At 28.8% G+C, this 16,357-nt stretch carries 14 protein-coding genes and 1 pseudogene; 2 read left to right on the top strand and 13 right to left on the bottom strand.

Annotation, left to right across the window (positions count from 1 at the left end):
• Positions 1-44: 44 nt before the first annotated feature.
• On the bottom strand, positions 45-2,282 hold the full coding sequence (locus tag KGF38_RS04410; RefSeq protein WP_167639735.1) for an ATP-binding protein: 2,238 nt from the start codon (positions 2,280-2,282) through the stop codon (positions 45-47).
• Positions 2,283-2,387: 105 nt separating this feature from the next.
• Positions 2,388-3,302: a tRNA epoxyqueuosine(34) reductase QueG gene (gene queG / locus KGF38_RS04405; RefSeq protein WP_054269088.1), complete on the bottom strand. Its 915-nt coding sequence runs from the start codon at positions 3,300-3,302 to the stop codon at positions 2,388-2,390.
• Positions 3,303-3,882: 580 nt separating this feature from the next.
• Here queG and KGF38_RS04400 point away from each other — a divergent pair.
• The gene (locus KGF38_RS04400; protein WP_021383211.1) at positions 3,883-4,287 is read left to right on the top strand and encodes a RusA family crossover junction endodeoxyribonuclease; all 405 of its coding nucleotides are present in this window, start codon (positions 3,883-3,885) and stop codon (positions 4,285-4,287) included.
• A 269-nt stretch (positions 4,288-4,556) separates the two neighbouring features.
• Here KGF38_RS04400 and KGF38_RS04395 read toward each other — a convergent pair whose 3' ends face one another.
• The 11 genes and pseudogenes from KGF38_RS04395 to KGF38_RS04345 all read right to left on the bottom strand — a co-directional run bounded on the left by KGF38_RS04395 (position 4,557) and on the right by KGF38_RS04345 (position 14,818).
• Positions 4,557-5,552: an aldo/keto reductase gene (locus tag KGF38_RS04395; protein ID WP_054269087.1), complete on the bottom strand. Its 996-nt coding sequence runs from the start codon at positions 5,550-5,552 to the stop codon at positions 4,557-4,559.
• Positions 5,553-5,682: 130 nt separating this feature from the next.
• A complete protein-coding gene (locus KGF38_RS04390; protein WP_074179067.1) occupies positions 5,683-6,519 on the bottom strand; it encodes a deoxyribonuclease IV in 837 nt (278 codons plus the stop codon).
• 458 nt (positions 6,520-6,977) lie between these two features.
• On the bottom strand, positions 6,978-7,541 hold the full coding sequence (locus KGF38_RS04385; protein ID WP_054269085.1) for an ArsR/SmtB family transcription factor: 564 nt from the start codon (positions 7,539-7,541) through the stop codon (positions 6,978-6,980).
• 97 nt (positions 7,542-7,638) lie between these two features.
• Positions 7,639-8,568: a glutaminase A gene (gene glsA / locus KGF38_RS04380; protein WP_054269084.1), complete on the bottom strand. Its 930-nt coding sequence runs from the start codon at positions 8,566-8,568 to the stop codon at positions 7,639-7,641.
• Between the two features lie 301 nt (positions 8,569-8,869).
• Entirely contained in the window at positions 8,870-10,537 is a 1,668-nt protein-coding gene (locus tag KGF38_RS04375; RefSeq protein WP_054275838.1) for a nucleoside kinase, read from the bottom strand.
• Positions 10,538-10,610: 73 nt separating this feature from the next.
• Complete coding sequence (locus KGF38_RS04370; RefSeq protein WP_054269082.1) at positions 10,611-11,366, bottom strand: sugar phosphate isomerase/epimerase family protein; 756 nt, start codon at positions 11,364-11,366, stop codon at positions 10,611-10,613.
• A 9-nt stretch (positions 11,367-11,375) separates the two neighbouring features.
• A complete protein-coding gene (lepB, locus tag KGF38_RS04365) occupies positions 11,376-11,912 on the bottom strand; it encodes a signal peptidase I (RefSeq protein ID WP_054269081.1) in 537 nt (178 codons plus the stop codon).
• 165 nt (positions 11,913-12,077) lie between these two features.
• Positions 12,078-12,614, bottom strand: a complete 537-nt coding sequence (gene lepB / locus KGF38_RS04360) for a signal peptidase I (protein ID WP_054269080.1) — start codon at positions 12,612-12,614, stop codon at positions 12,078-12,080.
• A gap of 99 nt (positions 12,615-12,713) precedes the next feature.
• Positions 12,714-14,024, bottom strand: a complete 1,311-nt coding sequence (locus tag KGF38_RS04355; protein ID WP_074179065.1) for an RsmF rRNA methyltransferase first C-terminal domain-containing protein — start codon at positions 14,022-14,024, stop codon at positions 12,714-12,716.
• Positions 14,025-14,026: 2 nt separating this feature from the next.
• Positions 14,027-14,074, bottom strand: a pseudogene (locus KGF38_RS20555) (bacteriocin); the annotation flags it as partial.
• Positions 14,075-14,101: 27 nt separating this feature from the next.
• On the bottom strand, positions 14,102-14,818 hold the full coding sequence (locus tag KGF38_RS04345; protein ID WP_054269079.1) for a PrsW family intramembrane metalloprotease: 717 nt from the start codon (positions 14,816-14,818) through the stop codon (positions 14,102-14,104).
• Positions 14,819-15,075: 257 nt separating this feature from the next.
• Here KGF38_RS04345 and sleC point away from each other — a divergent pair, with 257 nt between their 5' ends.
• The gene (sleC, locus tag KGF38_RS04340; RefSeq protein ID WP_054269078.1) at positions 15,076-16,347 is read left to right on the top strand and encodes a spore cortex-lytic germination protein SleC; all 1,272 of its coding nucleotides are present in this window, start codon (positions 15,076-15,078) and stop codon (positions 16,345-16,347) included.
• Positions 16,348-16,357 lie beyond the last annotated feature (10 nt).

The following is a 16,357-nucleotide window of genomic DNA, read 5'->3' as shown; positions in this document are numbered from 1 at the left end:
TGCTTTTTATTATACATAAATACCCATTAAATTCTATAATAAACTTATTCTTTTGACACAGTTTGTATCTTACTAAAGGATATCAATTTTTCTTTTACTAATTTCTTTATTTCTTCAAATTTAACATCTGTCAGTATCTCTATAGCCTCTTCTACTCTTTCAACTGTATATATCTTAAATTTCCCATCTAATATAGCATCATTAACTTCATCTGATAAAACAAGGTTTCTCTGATTCTTCTTAGGAATTATAACTCCTTGCTCACCATTTAATCCTTTGGTTTTACATATAGAATAAAATCCTTCTATTTTTTCACTTATTCCACCAACCACTTGTATATCTCCCTTTTGATTTATAGAGCCTGTAACAGCAATATTCTGCTTAATTGGCACTCCACTAAGAGATGACAATAGTACATATAATTCTGCCGAAGAAGCACTATCTCCATCTATTCCACCATAATTTTGTTCAAAACAGATATATGCATTTAGTGACATTATTAAATCCTGTGCAAAGTTCTCAGAAAGATAACCCCCTAATATAAGCACTCCCTTGTTATGTATAGAGCCACTCATATTTACTTCTCTTTCTATATTTACTATGCCTTTACTTCCTGGACTAGTGGTTGCTGTAATCCTTGAAGCTCTACCAAAAGAGTACTCTCCCGTACTTAATACAGATAGACCATTTATCACTCCAACCTGTTTTCCCTCTGTCTCTATTAAAGTAAATCCATTTTCAATTGATTCATCCATATGTGTCTCTACCCTATTAATTCTTTTTCTCTTTTCACTTATTGCTTTCTTAACATCACACTGCTCTGTATATCTTGAATTTCTAAATTCTGCATATGCACTTCCTTCTATTACAACTTCCATTATTTTATTAAATTTAGTTGATAATTTTCCTAAATCACCAGACAATCTAGTGCTAAATTTGACAACTTCACCAACAGCTTCCTTAGTAAAATGTCTTAAATTATTCTTATCACATTGAGATGCTATAAATCTAGCAATTCCATCTTCATTATTTTCATTCTTATCCATTTCACTATCAAAATCCACGAATATTTTAAAATATTTTTCAAAATCTTCATCATATCTGTATAGAATATCATATATATAGTGGCTTCCAATCAATATTAATTTTACATTTAATGGCATATTTTCTGGCTTAATTGCTGTCTGAGTTTCTAATATTACTTTTTTTGTTTGCAAAGTCTTTTTAAGGATTTCCCAAGACATCGTATATTTTAACAACTGGTCTGCATAAATCACTAAGTAACCACCATTAGCCCTATGAAATGCTCCTGATAATAGTTTCGTAAAATCAGTCTTTATATTGCCATTTGCATAATCGTATTCTGCCTTTCCAAATAAATTTGCAGGACTTGGATTTATCTCTACTATAACAGGTGCTGATTCTTTGTTTTTTGAACCTCCGTTGTCTACAAATAGGTTGATTTTATATTTAATAAAATGTTCTTTATCATATTTATCTTTTAATTCATCTTCATCTAAATAGAATAAGTACATATATTCTATTATATCTTTTTTTACTTTTTCCAAATAAGCTTGGATTTTATCATAATTTTCATATTTTTCGCACAATGTCTTGATGTGAGGTTCTACTACAAGTTTAGCTATCTCTTCTTCAAGCTCTAAAACAGCTTTTTCAGCTATTTCTTCTAAATCTTTAATTTTATACACGACCTGTATAGCCATGTTTTCCAGTTCTCTTTTTGCCTTATAGAACTCCTCATCAGATATGTCACTTTCATCTTCCTCTTCTTTCAAAGGTATAAAGACTATTCCCATTTTACTCTGTTTTAATTTAAATCCTTTTTCTTCTCCGTACTTCTTAATTTGCTTTAGTAACATATCTTTTTCTATTTCATATTCGTCCAAAAGTTTATTTTTTTCTATTTCAAAGCTTTCACTTTCAAACGCATTTTTAAAATCTTCTAAAAGACTCTCAATTAACTTCTCCATGTCTTTCTTAAGTTCTCTTCCAAACCCTTTTTCTAACTCAACTATAATAGGCTCTCTAGGGTTTTCAAAATTATATATATAGCACCAATCTTTATGTGTATTTTTTTTGGATGCATATTCATTCAAAACCTTTAAGGCATAAGTACTTTTTCCTGTTCCAGATTCACCAGCTAAGTATATGTTATAGGCTGGATTACTTATTCTTAGACCTAATTCCATAGCTTCTACAGCTCTTTCTTGACCTAGTATACAATCTAGTGGATTTATTTCAGATGTATTATTATATTTCAATATTCCCCCACCTCCCCATATTTAACGTTAATGATATAATATGACTTTGATACAATAAGTGTTAAAGTAAGTTCACATTAAAGTATATGAAATAGACTCTTATTATTAGTCATTATACTTATCTAAAATTATTTCCATATTTCTCTTTATTATATTTCTGCCCCTCCAACTAAATGCTCTATCTCCATATCTCCTTTTAAATTCTTTATTTGAAATATTTTGTATCTCATCATAGTCCAAATAATCTATTATATTTTCTTTAAATTCCAAAATATGAGTTGTTGGTATTCCAACATTATGTGGACATACTTCTTGACAGATATCACACCCAAATACCTTTTTACTACTCTTTAAAACAGATTTTTCTTCCTCTGACAAATCTCCTTTTTTTTGAGTTATATATGATAAACATTTCTTGGGATTCATATCATAATTTCCTAATATAGCATTTCCCGGACAATATTTTACACACTTACCACATTTAAAACAGCTTTTTTCTAGTGGTTTATCTTCCTCAAATTCATAATTATTTACTATATATCCTATAAATATATAAGAACCATACTCATCAGTTATGATGTTATTGTTTATTCCAAAATATCCTATACCTGATAAATAAGCTAAATATCTGTCAACTAATGGCCCATTATCAGCAAATATCTTGTATTTAAAATCCTCTACTGTTTTGGATATATAATCACAAATTTGTTGTAAAAAGTCCTTTACTACAATATGATAATCCTTTCCATGGCAATATTTTGATAAATTTGAATTTTCGATTTTTTCTTGTCTATTTATATGATATGGAAATGCACATACTATTATAGAATTAGCATCCTCCATTATATTTCTTGGATTAATCCTGTTATCAATTATTGGTTCTTCCATCCCAGTCAAATAATCTTTTTCCTGTCTGTCTTCAAGTATCTTTTTTAGATTGTCATACTTGTCTATACCAGCTATTCCTACACACTTTAATCCTATAAGATTACAAAATTCTTTTAATTCCTTATTATTCATAAAATTATTCCTTTTTAATCTATTTAATACTACTTAATCTATTTAACCTGTTTAATTTAGGTTATAAAACTACAATTATTATTACTATATTATAAAATGAGCTAAATTATAATATAAGTCTCATCTCTTTATAATAATATCCATTTATCCTTTAATATAACTTGTTTTATATACTCTATTTCTTATTATTCTACAATAACAACTTAGTTTAAACTTTTTTTACTATTTTTTTAGTAATCATCTTACTAATATGATTTCTCTACTTTACTCCAATATTTATATAACTCAAACTTCACCATGTAATTAAATTATCATCTATTTTCCATTTTAATATAATTATAATTTTTATGTTTTCAACAATGTAATACATATCATACTGATAAATTATAGTCACAAAATTAAATATAACTTTAACTTACAATTATATAGTGTATTTTACATTTTTAAATTTACCATTCATAATAGGCAATATAAATTTTATCATATCTAAATTTATCACTTACAAAAACATTAAAAATAAGAATTTGCTTTTAAATCATCCACAGATTATAATAAATACTGTATAAGGATGGTGAACAATTTGATTAAAATAACAATTCCAGGTAGACCCATTAGTAAATCTAATTTTAAACTTCATAATATAAATGGTCAAGCATGGATGCCTTCAAAGGGAAAGTATTCTAAGTATTTAGCATATGAAAACATGATTGCAGGTTTTATAAACCAACAGTATCAAGGAGAAACTGTTGAAGAAAATCTAATAACTGTTTTAAAGTTATACTTCCCAAACAAGAGAATGGGAGACTTACATAATTATCCAAAGAGTATTTGTGATGGTATTGAAAAAAGTGGAATAATAAAAAATGATAAACAACTTAAGCCAGTACTTTTATTCGACTTTATCGATAAGGATAACCCTAGGGTTGAAATTGAACTTTATCCAGTATCTAAATATGATATATCTTATAATATTTTTGAGAAATAAATATTTTATATACTAATTGATACTATAGTAATGCTATACAAACTATAACAATAATATTTGTGCTATAGCTATACTCACACAAATTTTAAATTTATATGATACTTGTAGCTATGTAAATTTAGTACTTATAAAATTACTGCATTCATATAAATTTAACATTTGTATATAAAGACGTATCCATATAAATAAAACATATTCACATAAATAAAGCATATCCATATAAAAAGAAATCGGAGTAAACTTACTACACCGATTTCAACAAATAAAATCTATCCTAATTTTTCGACAACAGTCTTCAACATTTCTCTTATTGGAAGTTCATATGGACATCGACTCTCACAAAGACCACAGTCAATACACTCAGTAGGTTTAACATCCATAACCTGATATTTTTCTTTAGCCCACTCTTCAAGTCCATATCTAGTATAATATCCTTCACATAAAAAGCTCAATGGTATATTTATTCCAACAGCACAAGGCATGCAGTATTCACATCTTCTACAGAATTTTTTACCTAAAGAATTTCTTATTTCCTCAATTTCTTTATTATCTTTTTCATCTAGCACAAGATTTTCAAGTACAGCAACATTCTGTCTAACCTGTTCAACACTTTCCATCCCTGGTATAACTACATCTATATAGTCTTTAGATAATATGTACTTAATAGCTAATGTAGCATTATCTAAAGCCCCTCCAGCTAAAGGCTTCATTACTATTATTCCAATTCCTTTTTCATGAGCCTTTTTAAATACCTCATCTGCTTGTCCTTCAACTATATTGTAAGGAAACTGTATAGTGTCAAATTTTCCACCTTCTATAGCTTTTTCTATAGTACTTAAATTATGGCTAGTTATCCCGATGTGCTTTATCTTACCTTGTTCTTTTGCCTCTAAAAGAGCATTATAAGCCATCTTATCTTTAAAAAGATTGTCATACTCCTCTTCTTTAACATTATGGAATTGATATAAATCTATAAAATCAGTTTTGAAATTATTTAAACTTATCTCAACATCTCTCTTCATTGAGTCATAATCTCTAGACATACTTTTAGTAGCTAAGAAAAATTTATCTCTTTTCCCTTCAAGAGCAATTCCAATTGCTTCCTCACTTATTGTATACCCTCTTGCACTGTCAATAAAGTTTATTCCTTGTTTTTCTAACTCATTTATGACTAAGTTAGTATCCTCTTGAGTAATTCTTTGTATTGGAATTCCCCCAAAGCCAACTCTCTTTATTTTCATATTGGTATTGCCTAAATTTCTCATATCTTTCCCCACCTAACTTTTAATTAATTTTTATATAATATAAATGTATCACTTTTAATTATACAACAAATTATGAGAATTTTTGCAATATATTTATATTCTATTAAAATTACACATAGCAAATAAAATTTTATTTACTAGATAGTATCTCTTTTATCATTTTAAGTTCTCTCTTATGACCTTCATCATCAAAAGGAGTCTCTAAGAAAAATGGTAGGTCTTTCAGGCTAGGATGTTCCATAAAATCAATCAATGCTTTTAATCCTATCTTTCCTTCTCCTATAGGAGCATGTCTGTCCTTTTTATCTCCAAATGGCATCATACTATCATTTAGATGAACAGTTTTTAACTTATCTATCCCTATAATCTTATCAAATTCTTCTAAGACTCCATCTAAATCGTTTACTATATCATATCCAGCTGAAAAAATATGACATGTATCAAGACACACACCTATTCTTTCTTTGTGTTCAATTTCATCTATTATACTTTTTAATTGCTCAAACTTAAATCCTATTTCAGTTCCTTTTCCTGACATAGTTTCAAGAAGTATAGTTATATTTTCATCACCCTTAATAGCATTATTCAATCCTTTTACTATTCTCTCTATACCAAAATCTACTCCACCACCTACATGACTACCTGGGTGAAAACACATGTATTCAATTCCTAGTGAATCCATCCTTCTTATATCTTCATCTATCACTCTTGTCGCAAATTCGTATACATCATCCTTTGCACCACCTAAATTCATAGTGTATGGAGCATGTGCAAGTAATGGTGCAAAATTATTTGCCTTTCTAATCTCTTGAAACTTAGCTATATCTTTTGCATCAAATTCTTTAGCATTTCCTCCTCTTGGATTTCTACTAAAAAATTGAAATGTATTTGCACCAATGTATACAGCTGTCTCAGCTGCTTTAGCAAATCCTTTTGCTATTGAAAGATGTGTTCCTAATTTAATCATATTAATCTCCTTTTATTTGTATTTATATTCTTATTTGTACTTATATTCGTGCTAAATTTTAATTATAAATTTCTAATAAGTAAATTTTTATTTTAATACAACTTTAATTTAATGTAACTATAATCAATTTCATGTATATTAATTTTAAATTTTAATATTTACAATTTAATTATACCCATTTTAAGAAATTTCAAATATTATAATCTTATAGATTATTTAGCCACTCCTTACATATATCTATATATGTCTTACATTTTAATTATAATTTTACTACATTTCATTTATATATCTATTACAATTTGATTATATATATTTTATAATCCTTTATATAAACAGGCAAAAAAATAGAGACTAAAAATCATTTTTTACTCATACCAAAAGCCATTTTTTGATTATTAAGTAAATTCTGATGTTCAATCTCTAACTTTATGTTTTTAATTAATCCATAATTAATGGTTCTAACTAGGACATTCTTCCTCAAGTGTAGGAATTACAACCATTGCTATATCATACTTAGAACCTTCAACGTTGTGTTGTCTTTTATTTAAAATTTCATCTATCTTTGACTTCATAGCATCACTGAGTTCAACTAATTCATCATGAGTAAGAGAAATATCATGATAATCAACTATATTTTCATTTTCTAAAACATCTTCTTCTGCTGCCTTATAAAAAACTTCACTCATGTTTTCAAATTTTGATATGTACAATTCTTCTTTTTCTTCCCCATTGTCTAAAGAAAAATTAAGTATCCTATTCCCTATAACCACATTTTTTGCACTTGGATAATAGTATTTTTCCACAATCCCCGACTTTATTTTTTCCTCAACTAATTCTAAAATACCAACTTTGTATAACATTTTTATATGGTAGTTTATTTTTGCATGAGGTTCTTCCAATAATTGAGATAATTGTTTTGCTGACAATGGCGATTTGTCAAATGCTTTTAGAATATCTATTCTACGTGGATGCGCAATAGCCTTTATGCACTCCAAATCTCGTAATACCAATACCTCTTTCATTGACCCCTCCTAAAAAATTTATTTAATTCATATTTCTTTACAATTTAATTATATATTAAATTATATGTTGTTGTCAAAAAAATCCTTTCTTAAAATTTTAAAAAATATTTAATTTGAGTTTATTTGACAACTCCTCTAAAACTTTAACTCCTGCGACGCTGTTACCTTTTTTGTCAAGTGCAGGTCCATAAACACCAATACCCATACGTCCTGGCACAGAAGCCATTATACCACCCCCAACTCCAGATTTTGCAGGAATCCCAACTTTAATAGCAAATTCCCCAGAAGCATCATACATTCCACAAGTCATCATAAATGTTTTGACAATTCTAGAAACCATTTCACTCATCAAATGCTCACCATTTTCTATGTCTACTCCATAATTAGCAAGATTTATGCCAATTCTGGCTAAATCTACAGAATCTACTTCAATTGAGCATTGTTTAAAATAAAGGTCTAAAACATCTTCTACATTACCTCTGATAAATCCATCACTTTTTAATAAGTAAGCCATTGCTCTGTTTCTATCTCCAGTCATTTTTTCAGACTTATAGACATCATAGTTTATTCCTATATTATCATTCTTTGCTAATTTCCTAAAGAAACTAAGCATTCTTTCTTCTTTTTCTTCCAAACAGCTCCCATTTATAAGAGAAGTAGTTACTATAGCCCCTGCATTTATCATTGGATTACAGGGTTTTTTTGTGTCATTAATTTCAAGTTTCATTATAGAATTAAATGGGTCTCCACTTGGCTCCATTCCAACGTTTGAAAAAACGTCTTCCCAATCATTGTCCATAAGTGCCATAGCAAGCACAATTGGTTTTGAAATACTCTGTATAGTAAACTTTGTGCTACAATTTCCAGCACTGTAAAGATTGTTTTCACTATCTATGATACAAATTCCTAAATCATTTCTTCTAGCGTTTTTTAATTCTGGTATGTAACTAGCAACTTGTCCATAATTAGTATATTTCTTATTAGAACTTATAATTTCTTTTAATAATGTCTCATCTAACGTATTCATAGGCACCTCTTATATTATGATATATATATTCTATTTTAGCACAGATTTATACTATAATAAAACAGTGTTAAAAAAAATTATACTTTAAAACTATTTTTTACAAGAATTTATTCATTTTTCAAACAATTTAACCGTTTTAACAGTTTAATAGTTCAATATTTTAAACTTCCTGTCTTCATCTCTCCAAATAGATTCTAATATATATTTTAAAACTTGTAACTATTATAGCAAAATAAAATGGCAGTTTTTTCAACTGCCATTTTATTACTAATAAATCTAAAGACAAATACTATAGTCCAGATTAATCGACTATTTTACTTCCTCCAATAAATTCTCTAAGAATTGAAGTCCCTGGTATATCAGAAGTATCATCTAGCTCTACAAAATACTGCAAAAACTTTAGTAATCTAGTTGCTTCAATGTGAGCAGGATTATCTTCTTTTATCTCTTCCAGCAAGGGCTTAGCAAATCTCTTTAAAACTGCTAATTCATATACACAAGCAGAATTAAATATGGCATCTGCTTCATCTTGATATGGGAATATATTCTTCTTTTCGCCTCTTCTAACTGATGCCCATTGTAAGATAGTATTATCAGCACTATAACCTCTAAAATTATAATCTCTAACAATTCTTCTTATCATTCTCAAATCAGCAGTAGGAATTCTATTATGGTCATCCAAGTTTATTTGAGTAAGGGCACTTATGTATATCTTAAATTTATCTTCATCTGGTATAGATGATGTTAAAATAGGATTTAGCCCATGTATACCTTCTAGTATAATTGGTTGGTTTGAGTCTATCTTTATTTTTTTACCAGTATATTCTCTCTTTCCTTCTTTGAAGTTGAATCTTATAGCATCAATTTCTTCTCCTGCTAAAAGACTCTTTAAGTCTAAGTTAAATTTTTCTAAATCTATAGCATAAATTGATTCAAAATCATAATTTCCATATTCGTCTAAGGGAGTATGTTTTCTATCTATAAAATAGTCATCTAAAGAAATCGAAATAGGATTTAAATTATTTACTCTGAGGTGTATAGATAATCTATGAGCAAAACTTGTTTTTCCAGACGAAGATGGAGCTGCTATTAAGACTACTCTCTTATTATTCTCTTTTATCATATCTGCTATTTGAGATAATTTTTTTTCATGTAACGCTTCAAATGTTCTTATTATATCTCCATATTCTTTGTTTTCTATTATCTTATTAAGTGATACTACCTTGTCAATTCCCATAAGTCTTGACCATTCTTCCGCTTCATAATATACGCTTGATAATTTAGGCTGAGGTATAAATTTCATAGGTTTAGTCTTATCTTCTTCACTAGGGCCTAGAATTATAACTCCTCCATTGTAAAGCTTAATATCAAATGATTTTATATAAGCAGTTGATGGTAGCATATACCCATAAAAATGGTCTATATAGTTTCTACACTTATATACTTTAGCACTATCATACTCTTTATACTTTAAAAGCTCTGCCTTTTCATACATTTCATTGTTTTCAAATATGGAAATAGCTTCGTCTCTTGTAACTTCAATTTTTTCTATGGTATAATCATTGTTTACTATCTCTTGCATCTTGTTTTTTATATTTTCAACATCCACTTCTTTAAGTTTTCTATCTATGTGAACTTCACAGTATAGCCCACCAGATAGTGAATGTTCTATTGTAACTCTACTATCCCAAAATATTTCTCTACAAGCCATTACAAATACAAATGACATGACTCTAAAGTAAACTCTCTCACCATCTTCATTAGTAGTATCTAAAAAATTTATCTCACAATCATTCTTCACTCTGCAATTTAACTCTTTTAACTTATTGTCCACAACTGCAAGTGTTATATAACCCTTATGCTCATCACAAAATTCTTTTGCTATATCACCTAGTCTAATTCCTAAAGAGTTTTCTTCTAACGAATATTCTTTATTTTTTCCGTCTATTTTTAAGTTTATTTTTTTCACTTCAACATCTCCTTCCTTTTGATGAATACAAATTTTAATCAACGAGGCATATCAACAAGTTAAAGAGAGGTATTTAACCCTCTCCTACAATACGATTCAATTTACTTATAGTATCTTCAATGTCTTCGTAGTTTATTTCTAGTACTAAATATTCTGCATCTAACTTTAAGACCTCTTTAATTCCCTCTTCAGATAAAATTCCTTTTCCTATGCCTACATGTGTATCATTGATACCATCATTATCACTTAAGTGTATCAACTTTATTTTATCCTTCAAGTTCTTTATATAATCATCCTCATCAATTAAACAGTGTCCAGTATCGTAACAAAAACAAATCTTAGAATTTTTAATCCTATTAAATATATATTCAAAATCATAGGATATATTTCCAATATTTGAAAAATCCCCACTTTTTGAATATGTATTCTCTATACATATATACGAGTTTGTATTTACCTTATCTAAAAAATCTACACTATTGTCTAAATACTTGTTTCTATTCTTTTTAATCCTATTTGTCATAACATAGCCTAAGTGAAGATTGAAATACCTTATATCAAACCCTTTGAGCTCAAATTCTATTTTCTCAATAAAATTTATCCATGAATCTCGTATATACTCTATATTTTCGCAAGTATTTAACTCCATAGGTAAGTGTATCCCTACAGATAATCCTAGTTTAGAAATTCTATCTTTATATTTACATAACTCACTACATTCATATATATTGTCAATCCCAATCTCTAAATGAGTTATTTGCTCTATTTTTTCACAAATATCTAAAGCCTCCTCAAGATTAAACAATAAGGATGCTACACCAACTGCCATACAAATCACCTACTCAAAAATGCCTATGTCTGTAAAAGGAAATACTCTTAAAATAACCTTCCCTTTAATATTTTGCTCATCTACTAATCCTACTTCTTTATATCTACTATCCAAGCTTACTTCCCTATTATCTCCCATCGCAAATACTTTTCCCTTAGGAATCACCATATCAATATCGCCTTCAGTATAATTATCATGTATATATGAAACTTCATTTAATAACTTGCCATTTATATAAACCTTTGAATCACTAATCTTTAGATGGTCACCAGGTACACCTATAACCCTTTTTACAAGTTCTTTTTTTCTTCCATCATCTTGTAATAAGTCAGTCTTAAATATCATTATATCTCCACATTTTGGTTCTGATAATTTATATGTCATCCTATTTGCTACCAAATAGTCATGTGACTTAAGTGTTGGGTACATAGATTCTCCATTTACTAGTGTTGGTTTTATAAAACGAGTTATAATAAATGCAAAAAAAAGTGCAGTAATAATTATTTTTATCCACTCTACAATCTCTTCTTTAATAGTTTCATTCATTCACAAATTCTCCTTTATAGTTATATTATCTTTATTAATAATGCATTTTTAACATTATCTTTTAGATAAGTCTACTAAATAAGGTGTTGTCTTTTTTATACAGACAACTATTGTGCATGGTCTGGTGATTTCAGTTAATCAGCGATTGCTCCAAATTTTATATGTTTAGTCAATAGTTCCTATCTTAGAAAATGGATACAATCTGACTAGAACCTTTCCTAAAACGGTATGCTCGTCGACCAATCCAACCTCATCGTATCTACTATCTAAACTTTTTTCTCTATTATCCCCCATAGCAAATAATTTTCCTTCTGGAACTACGATATCAATATCTCCATCAGTACGATTATTATGTATATAGGAAGTCTCATTTAACAATTTATCATTTACATATACCTTGGAGTCTTGTATTTTTACATGGTCACCAGGAACTCCGATGACTCTTTTTACTAAGTCTTTTTTCTTTCCATTTTCTTCTGTTAAGTCGGTTTTGAATACTATTATATCTTTGTATTTTGGCTCTCCTACCTTGTACGCGATTCTATTAACTATTAGGTAGTCACGTTCAACCAGTGTAGGATACATTGATTCTCCCTTAACTATTGTTGGCACTATAAAACGAGTTATTGCAAATGCCAGAACAAGAGCTATGACAATCACTTTTATCCACTCTACAATTTCTTTTTTAACTGCTTCACCCACTAAAATCGTCTCCTCTGTGTTAAATATTAAGTCAATCTACAGCAAAATAATCTACCATAAACTTACAATATAAATATTATACTTCTTTTTTCTACTAGTTTAAAATAATTTTCTAAGACCTTTAGGATAATGATTCTTAATTACACCAGCAGATTCTTTTCCCCAACCTAAAGGTATGCCTTCAACTGATACCAAAACCCAGCCTCTACTTTCATTAGAATTTACAACATCCCCTTTTAAGTATTTAAGAATTGAATCACTCTGTACACTAAAGTTTTCGACATTTTTTACATCTTCAACCTTTAAATAATGAGATAGTGCATGAGAAGGCTCAAATCTATTCTTCTTTAAAACCCCTAAATGCAAACCGTATCTCAATACTTTTAGTTTTTTCGTATCTGGATATACTTCTGGAAGTAGGTACAGGTTTTCTCCTCTTAAATAAAATTTATTTTTTTTATTACTATAAAAATCAACCTTTAAAAATTTCTTTTCAAACTCCCTATAATCCTTTATTTCTTTATCTAAATTTTTTATTTTTAATTCTTTGACATTACACTCTTCATCTTCCAATTTTTTTATTTTGGCAACAAAATGACCTTCTCCCTTTATTTTATGAGGCCATAATCTTTCCATTTCAATAAGTTCTGCATATGGATATTCACTGATAAACTCATTTATAACATGTTCATTTTCTTCTCTTGAAAAAGTACACGTTGAATAAATTAAAATACCATCCTTCTTCAACATTTTATATCCATCTCTTATAATTTCTTTTTGAATAGATTGACATTCTAATACCTTTGCATAACTCCAATCTGATATGGCCACCTCGTCCTTTCTAAACATACCCTGACCAGAGCAAGGTGCATCTATAACCACCTTATCAAAATACCCATTAAATGTCTTTCTTAAGCTTTTAGAATCGGTATTTGTTATAATACAATTTTTCACTCCAAATCGCTCTAGGTTTTCACCTAAAGCCTTAATTCTACTAGCATTAATTTCATTAGAGACCAATAGACCTGTATCATTTAATTTAGACAATATATATGTAGATTTCCCACCAGGAGCAGCACACATATCTAGTACCTTATCGCCCTCTTTAATATCTGCTTTTGGTATCACACTCATGGCAGAAGGCTCTTGCAAATAATATGCTCCAGCCTCATGCAGTGGATTTCTACCAGGTCTATTGATTTTATCATCATAATAAAAACCCTCTTCTGCCCATGGTATCTGTGACAAATCAAATAAATTTAAATCCAACAGTTTCTTTTTATCAATTTTTAATGTATTTATTCTAAGACCAGTAGTCTTATCTTCATCATAACTTTTTATAAAATCATCATATTCATCCTGTAGTATTTCTCTAATATCTTCTAAAAATTCTTCTGGTAAATTCGCCAAATTTATAATCCCCCTTCAATCTGCTTCGTTTGTTTGTCATTTATTTCTTTTAACTGTTTATGTCTTTTGCTTGAACTCTATTTTCTTTTCTTTTTCTTAAGATTACCGAAAAACACTTTTTTAGAGTGATTCATATATTTATCAAGTTTATCAAGATTTACCTTCCACAAAATTATCACATAAACTATAAGTAATATAATAGCCCATCTATATTCTATCATCAATATAAAATCAAAAACTCCATGTAATAAAATTGGAATCAATACAGCCATAAATAAGTACTCACGTCTCTTGTTTTTATTTCCTTCAAACTTATACTTAGAGATATAATATCCCATAGTAATAGCAAACATTACATGAGCTGGAATAGAGATAATCGCTCTATTAATACCAACTTGAAGGGCTAAATTACCACTTTCAGAAAAAATATAGACTATATTCTCAATTGTTGCAAATCCCAAAGATAAAAATACAGAGTAAATAATACCATCTAACTTTTCGGTAAAATGTTTTTCTTTAATTAGTGCAGGAATTAGTATCAGAGCTTTTACACCTTCTTCTACAAGCCCTGCAACTACAAATGATACATATATTAGTTCTGAATATCCTTCAAATACATTAAATTTCATCAGTAAATTTTCTAAAAGTATAATTATAATACTTAAAAAAGCACCTATTAAAAAAAATTTAATTAAATGAATTAAAGGCTCTCTACAATATTTATCTTTAGACCTTATCCAAAATAGCCCTATCAATATAGGAACTATTGCCAATAAAAATAAATCCAGCTTCATAGACTATTTTCCTTTCAAAATTTTTAATTCACTTCTGTTCAAAATACTTAATTCATTTCTTCTTTATAGCATCTATTTATTTTTAGCTTATTTTGTTTTAAATACACTCTAAAATAGACATTAAATTATTCAAAGTCAAATATACTAAAATATTTTAAAAAATTTAAATTTATATCTATATTATTTAACAAATCTCAAGCTATATTCATATCTTGAAATATAAGGGAACTAAATTCATTTAAAGAAAGGGTGATTTGATGCAAGATGGTTTCTTAACAGTAAGTATAATCGATGCTACTAACAATAGACCTATTCAAAATGCAACAGTAAACATATATTCAATGTCTAATGGTAGCCAAAGCTCATCAACTTTATACCAAAACCTAACGAGTAATGAATCTGGTCAAGTGACTGGATTAGTATTACCAGCACCAGATGTAGATTACTCTCTACAACCATCTGATGTTAGACCTTACAGCCAGTATATAGTAGAAGCCATAGCAGATGGATATGAAACAGTTGTCATAGAAGGAACGCAATTATTAGCTACAATTGAAGCGAGACAGGGAGTTCCCATGTTTCCTAGAACAAGAAGTAAACGTTCTTTCTCAAGACAAAGTGAATTGATTTTTGATATAGGAGAACATACCCTATACGGTACTTATCCTCCTAAAATTCCAGAAAGTAACTCAAAGCCATTACCTCCTCCTACTGGTTTTGTTGTATTGGATAACCCTGTAGTACCTGAATTTATAGTAGTTCATGATGGTTTGCCAGAAGATTCATCAGCTCCAAACTATTGGATTCAATTTAAAGAGTATATTAAAAACATAGCCTCATCTGAAATATATTCAACTTGGCCTCAACAGACAATCTATGCAAATGTAATAGCTATAATATCATTTACTTTAAATAGGGTATTTACTGAGTGGTATCGAAATAAAGGATATAATTTTACAATAACTTCATCAACTGCATATGACCATAAATTTATAAACAACAGAAACTTATTTGAACCAATTAATGTAGTTGTAGATGCAATATTTAACACATTTATAAAAAGACCTCCTACAGCAAGACAGCCACTATTAGCACAATATTGCGATGGTCAAAAATCTCAATGTCCTAACCAAATGACTCAATGGGGAAGTAAAGATTTAGGTGACCAAGGATACGACTACGAAAGCATACTAAGATATTATTATGGAGATGAGATAGTATTTGAAAGAGCGCCTATAGTAAGTGGTGTCCCTGTATCATTCCCTGGGACTACATTACAAGTTGGTTCTACTGGACAATATGTTAGAACTATACAGAATCAGTTAAATGCCATATCCAACTCTTACCCAGCTATACCAAAGGTAATAGAAGATGGTATATATGGAACAGACACAGAAAATGCAGTTAGAATATTCCAAGGAATCTTTGGTTTACCTCAAAGTGGAGTGGTAGATTTTAAAACATGGTATGAAATATCTAGAGTTTACGTGGCTACAACTAGAATAGCTTCTTTAAACCCTTTAATTTAAAGTTTGATTT

It is taken from the genome of Clostridioides sp. ZZV14-6387, from assembly GCF_020657835.1.
GTDB classification, from domain to species: domain Bacteria; phylum Bacillota; class Clostridia; order Peptostreptococcales; family Peptostreptococcaceae; genus Clostridioides; species Clostridioides difficile_A.
This window is presented reverse-complemented; position numbering and strand designations above follow the sequence as displayed.

Coding starts and splice junctions, on each gene's coding strand:
- queG (WP_054269088.1), bottom strand. CDS start 3,302: ATGAATAATAAGGAATTAAAAGAATTTTGTAATCTTATAGGATTAAAG.
- KGF38_RS04395 (WP_054269087.1), bottom strand. CDS start 5,552: ATGAGAAATTTAGGCAATACCAATATGAAAATAAAGAGAGTTGGCTTT.
- KGF38_RS04390 (WP_074179067.1), bottom strand. CDS start 6,519: ATGATTAAATTAGGAACACATCTTTCAATAGCAAAAGGATTTGCTAAA.
- KGF38_RS04385 (WP_054269085.1), bottom strand. CDS start 7,541: ATGAAAGAGGTATTGGTATTACGAGATTTGGAGTGCATAAAGGCTATT.
- glsA (WP_054269084.1), bottom strand. CDS start 8,568: ATGAATACGTTAGATGAGACATTATTAAAAGAAATTATAAGTTCTAAT.
- KGF38_RS04370 (WP_054269082.1), bottom strand. CDS start 11,366: ATGGCAGTTGGTGTAGCATCCTTATTGTTTAATCTTGAGGAGGCTTTA.
- lepB (WP_054269081.1), bottom strand. CDS start 11,912: ATGAATGAAACTATTAAAGAAGAGATTGTAGAGTGGATAAAAATAATT.
- KGF38_RS04345 (WP_054269079.1), bottom strand. CDS start 14,818: ATGAAGCTGGATTTATTTTTATTGGCAATAGTTCCTATATTGATAGGG.
- sleC (WP_054269078.1), top strand. CDS start 15,076: ATGCAAGATGGTTTCTTAACAGTAAGTATAATCGATGCTACTAACAAT.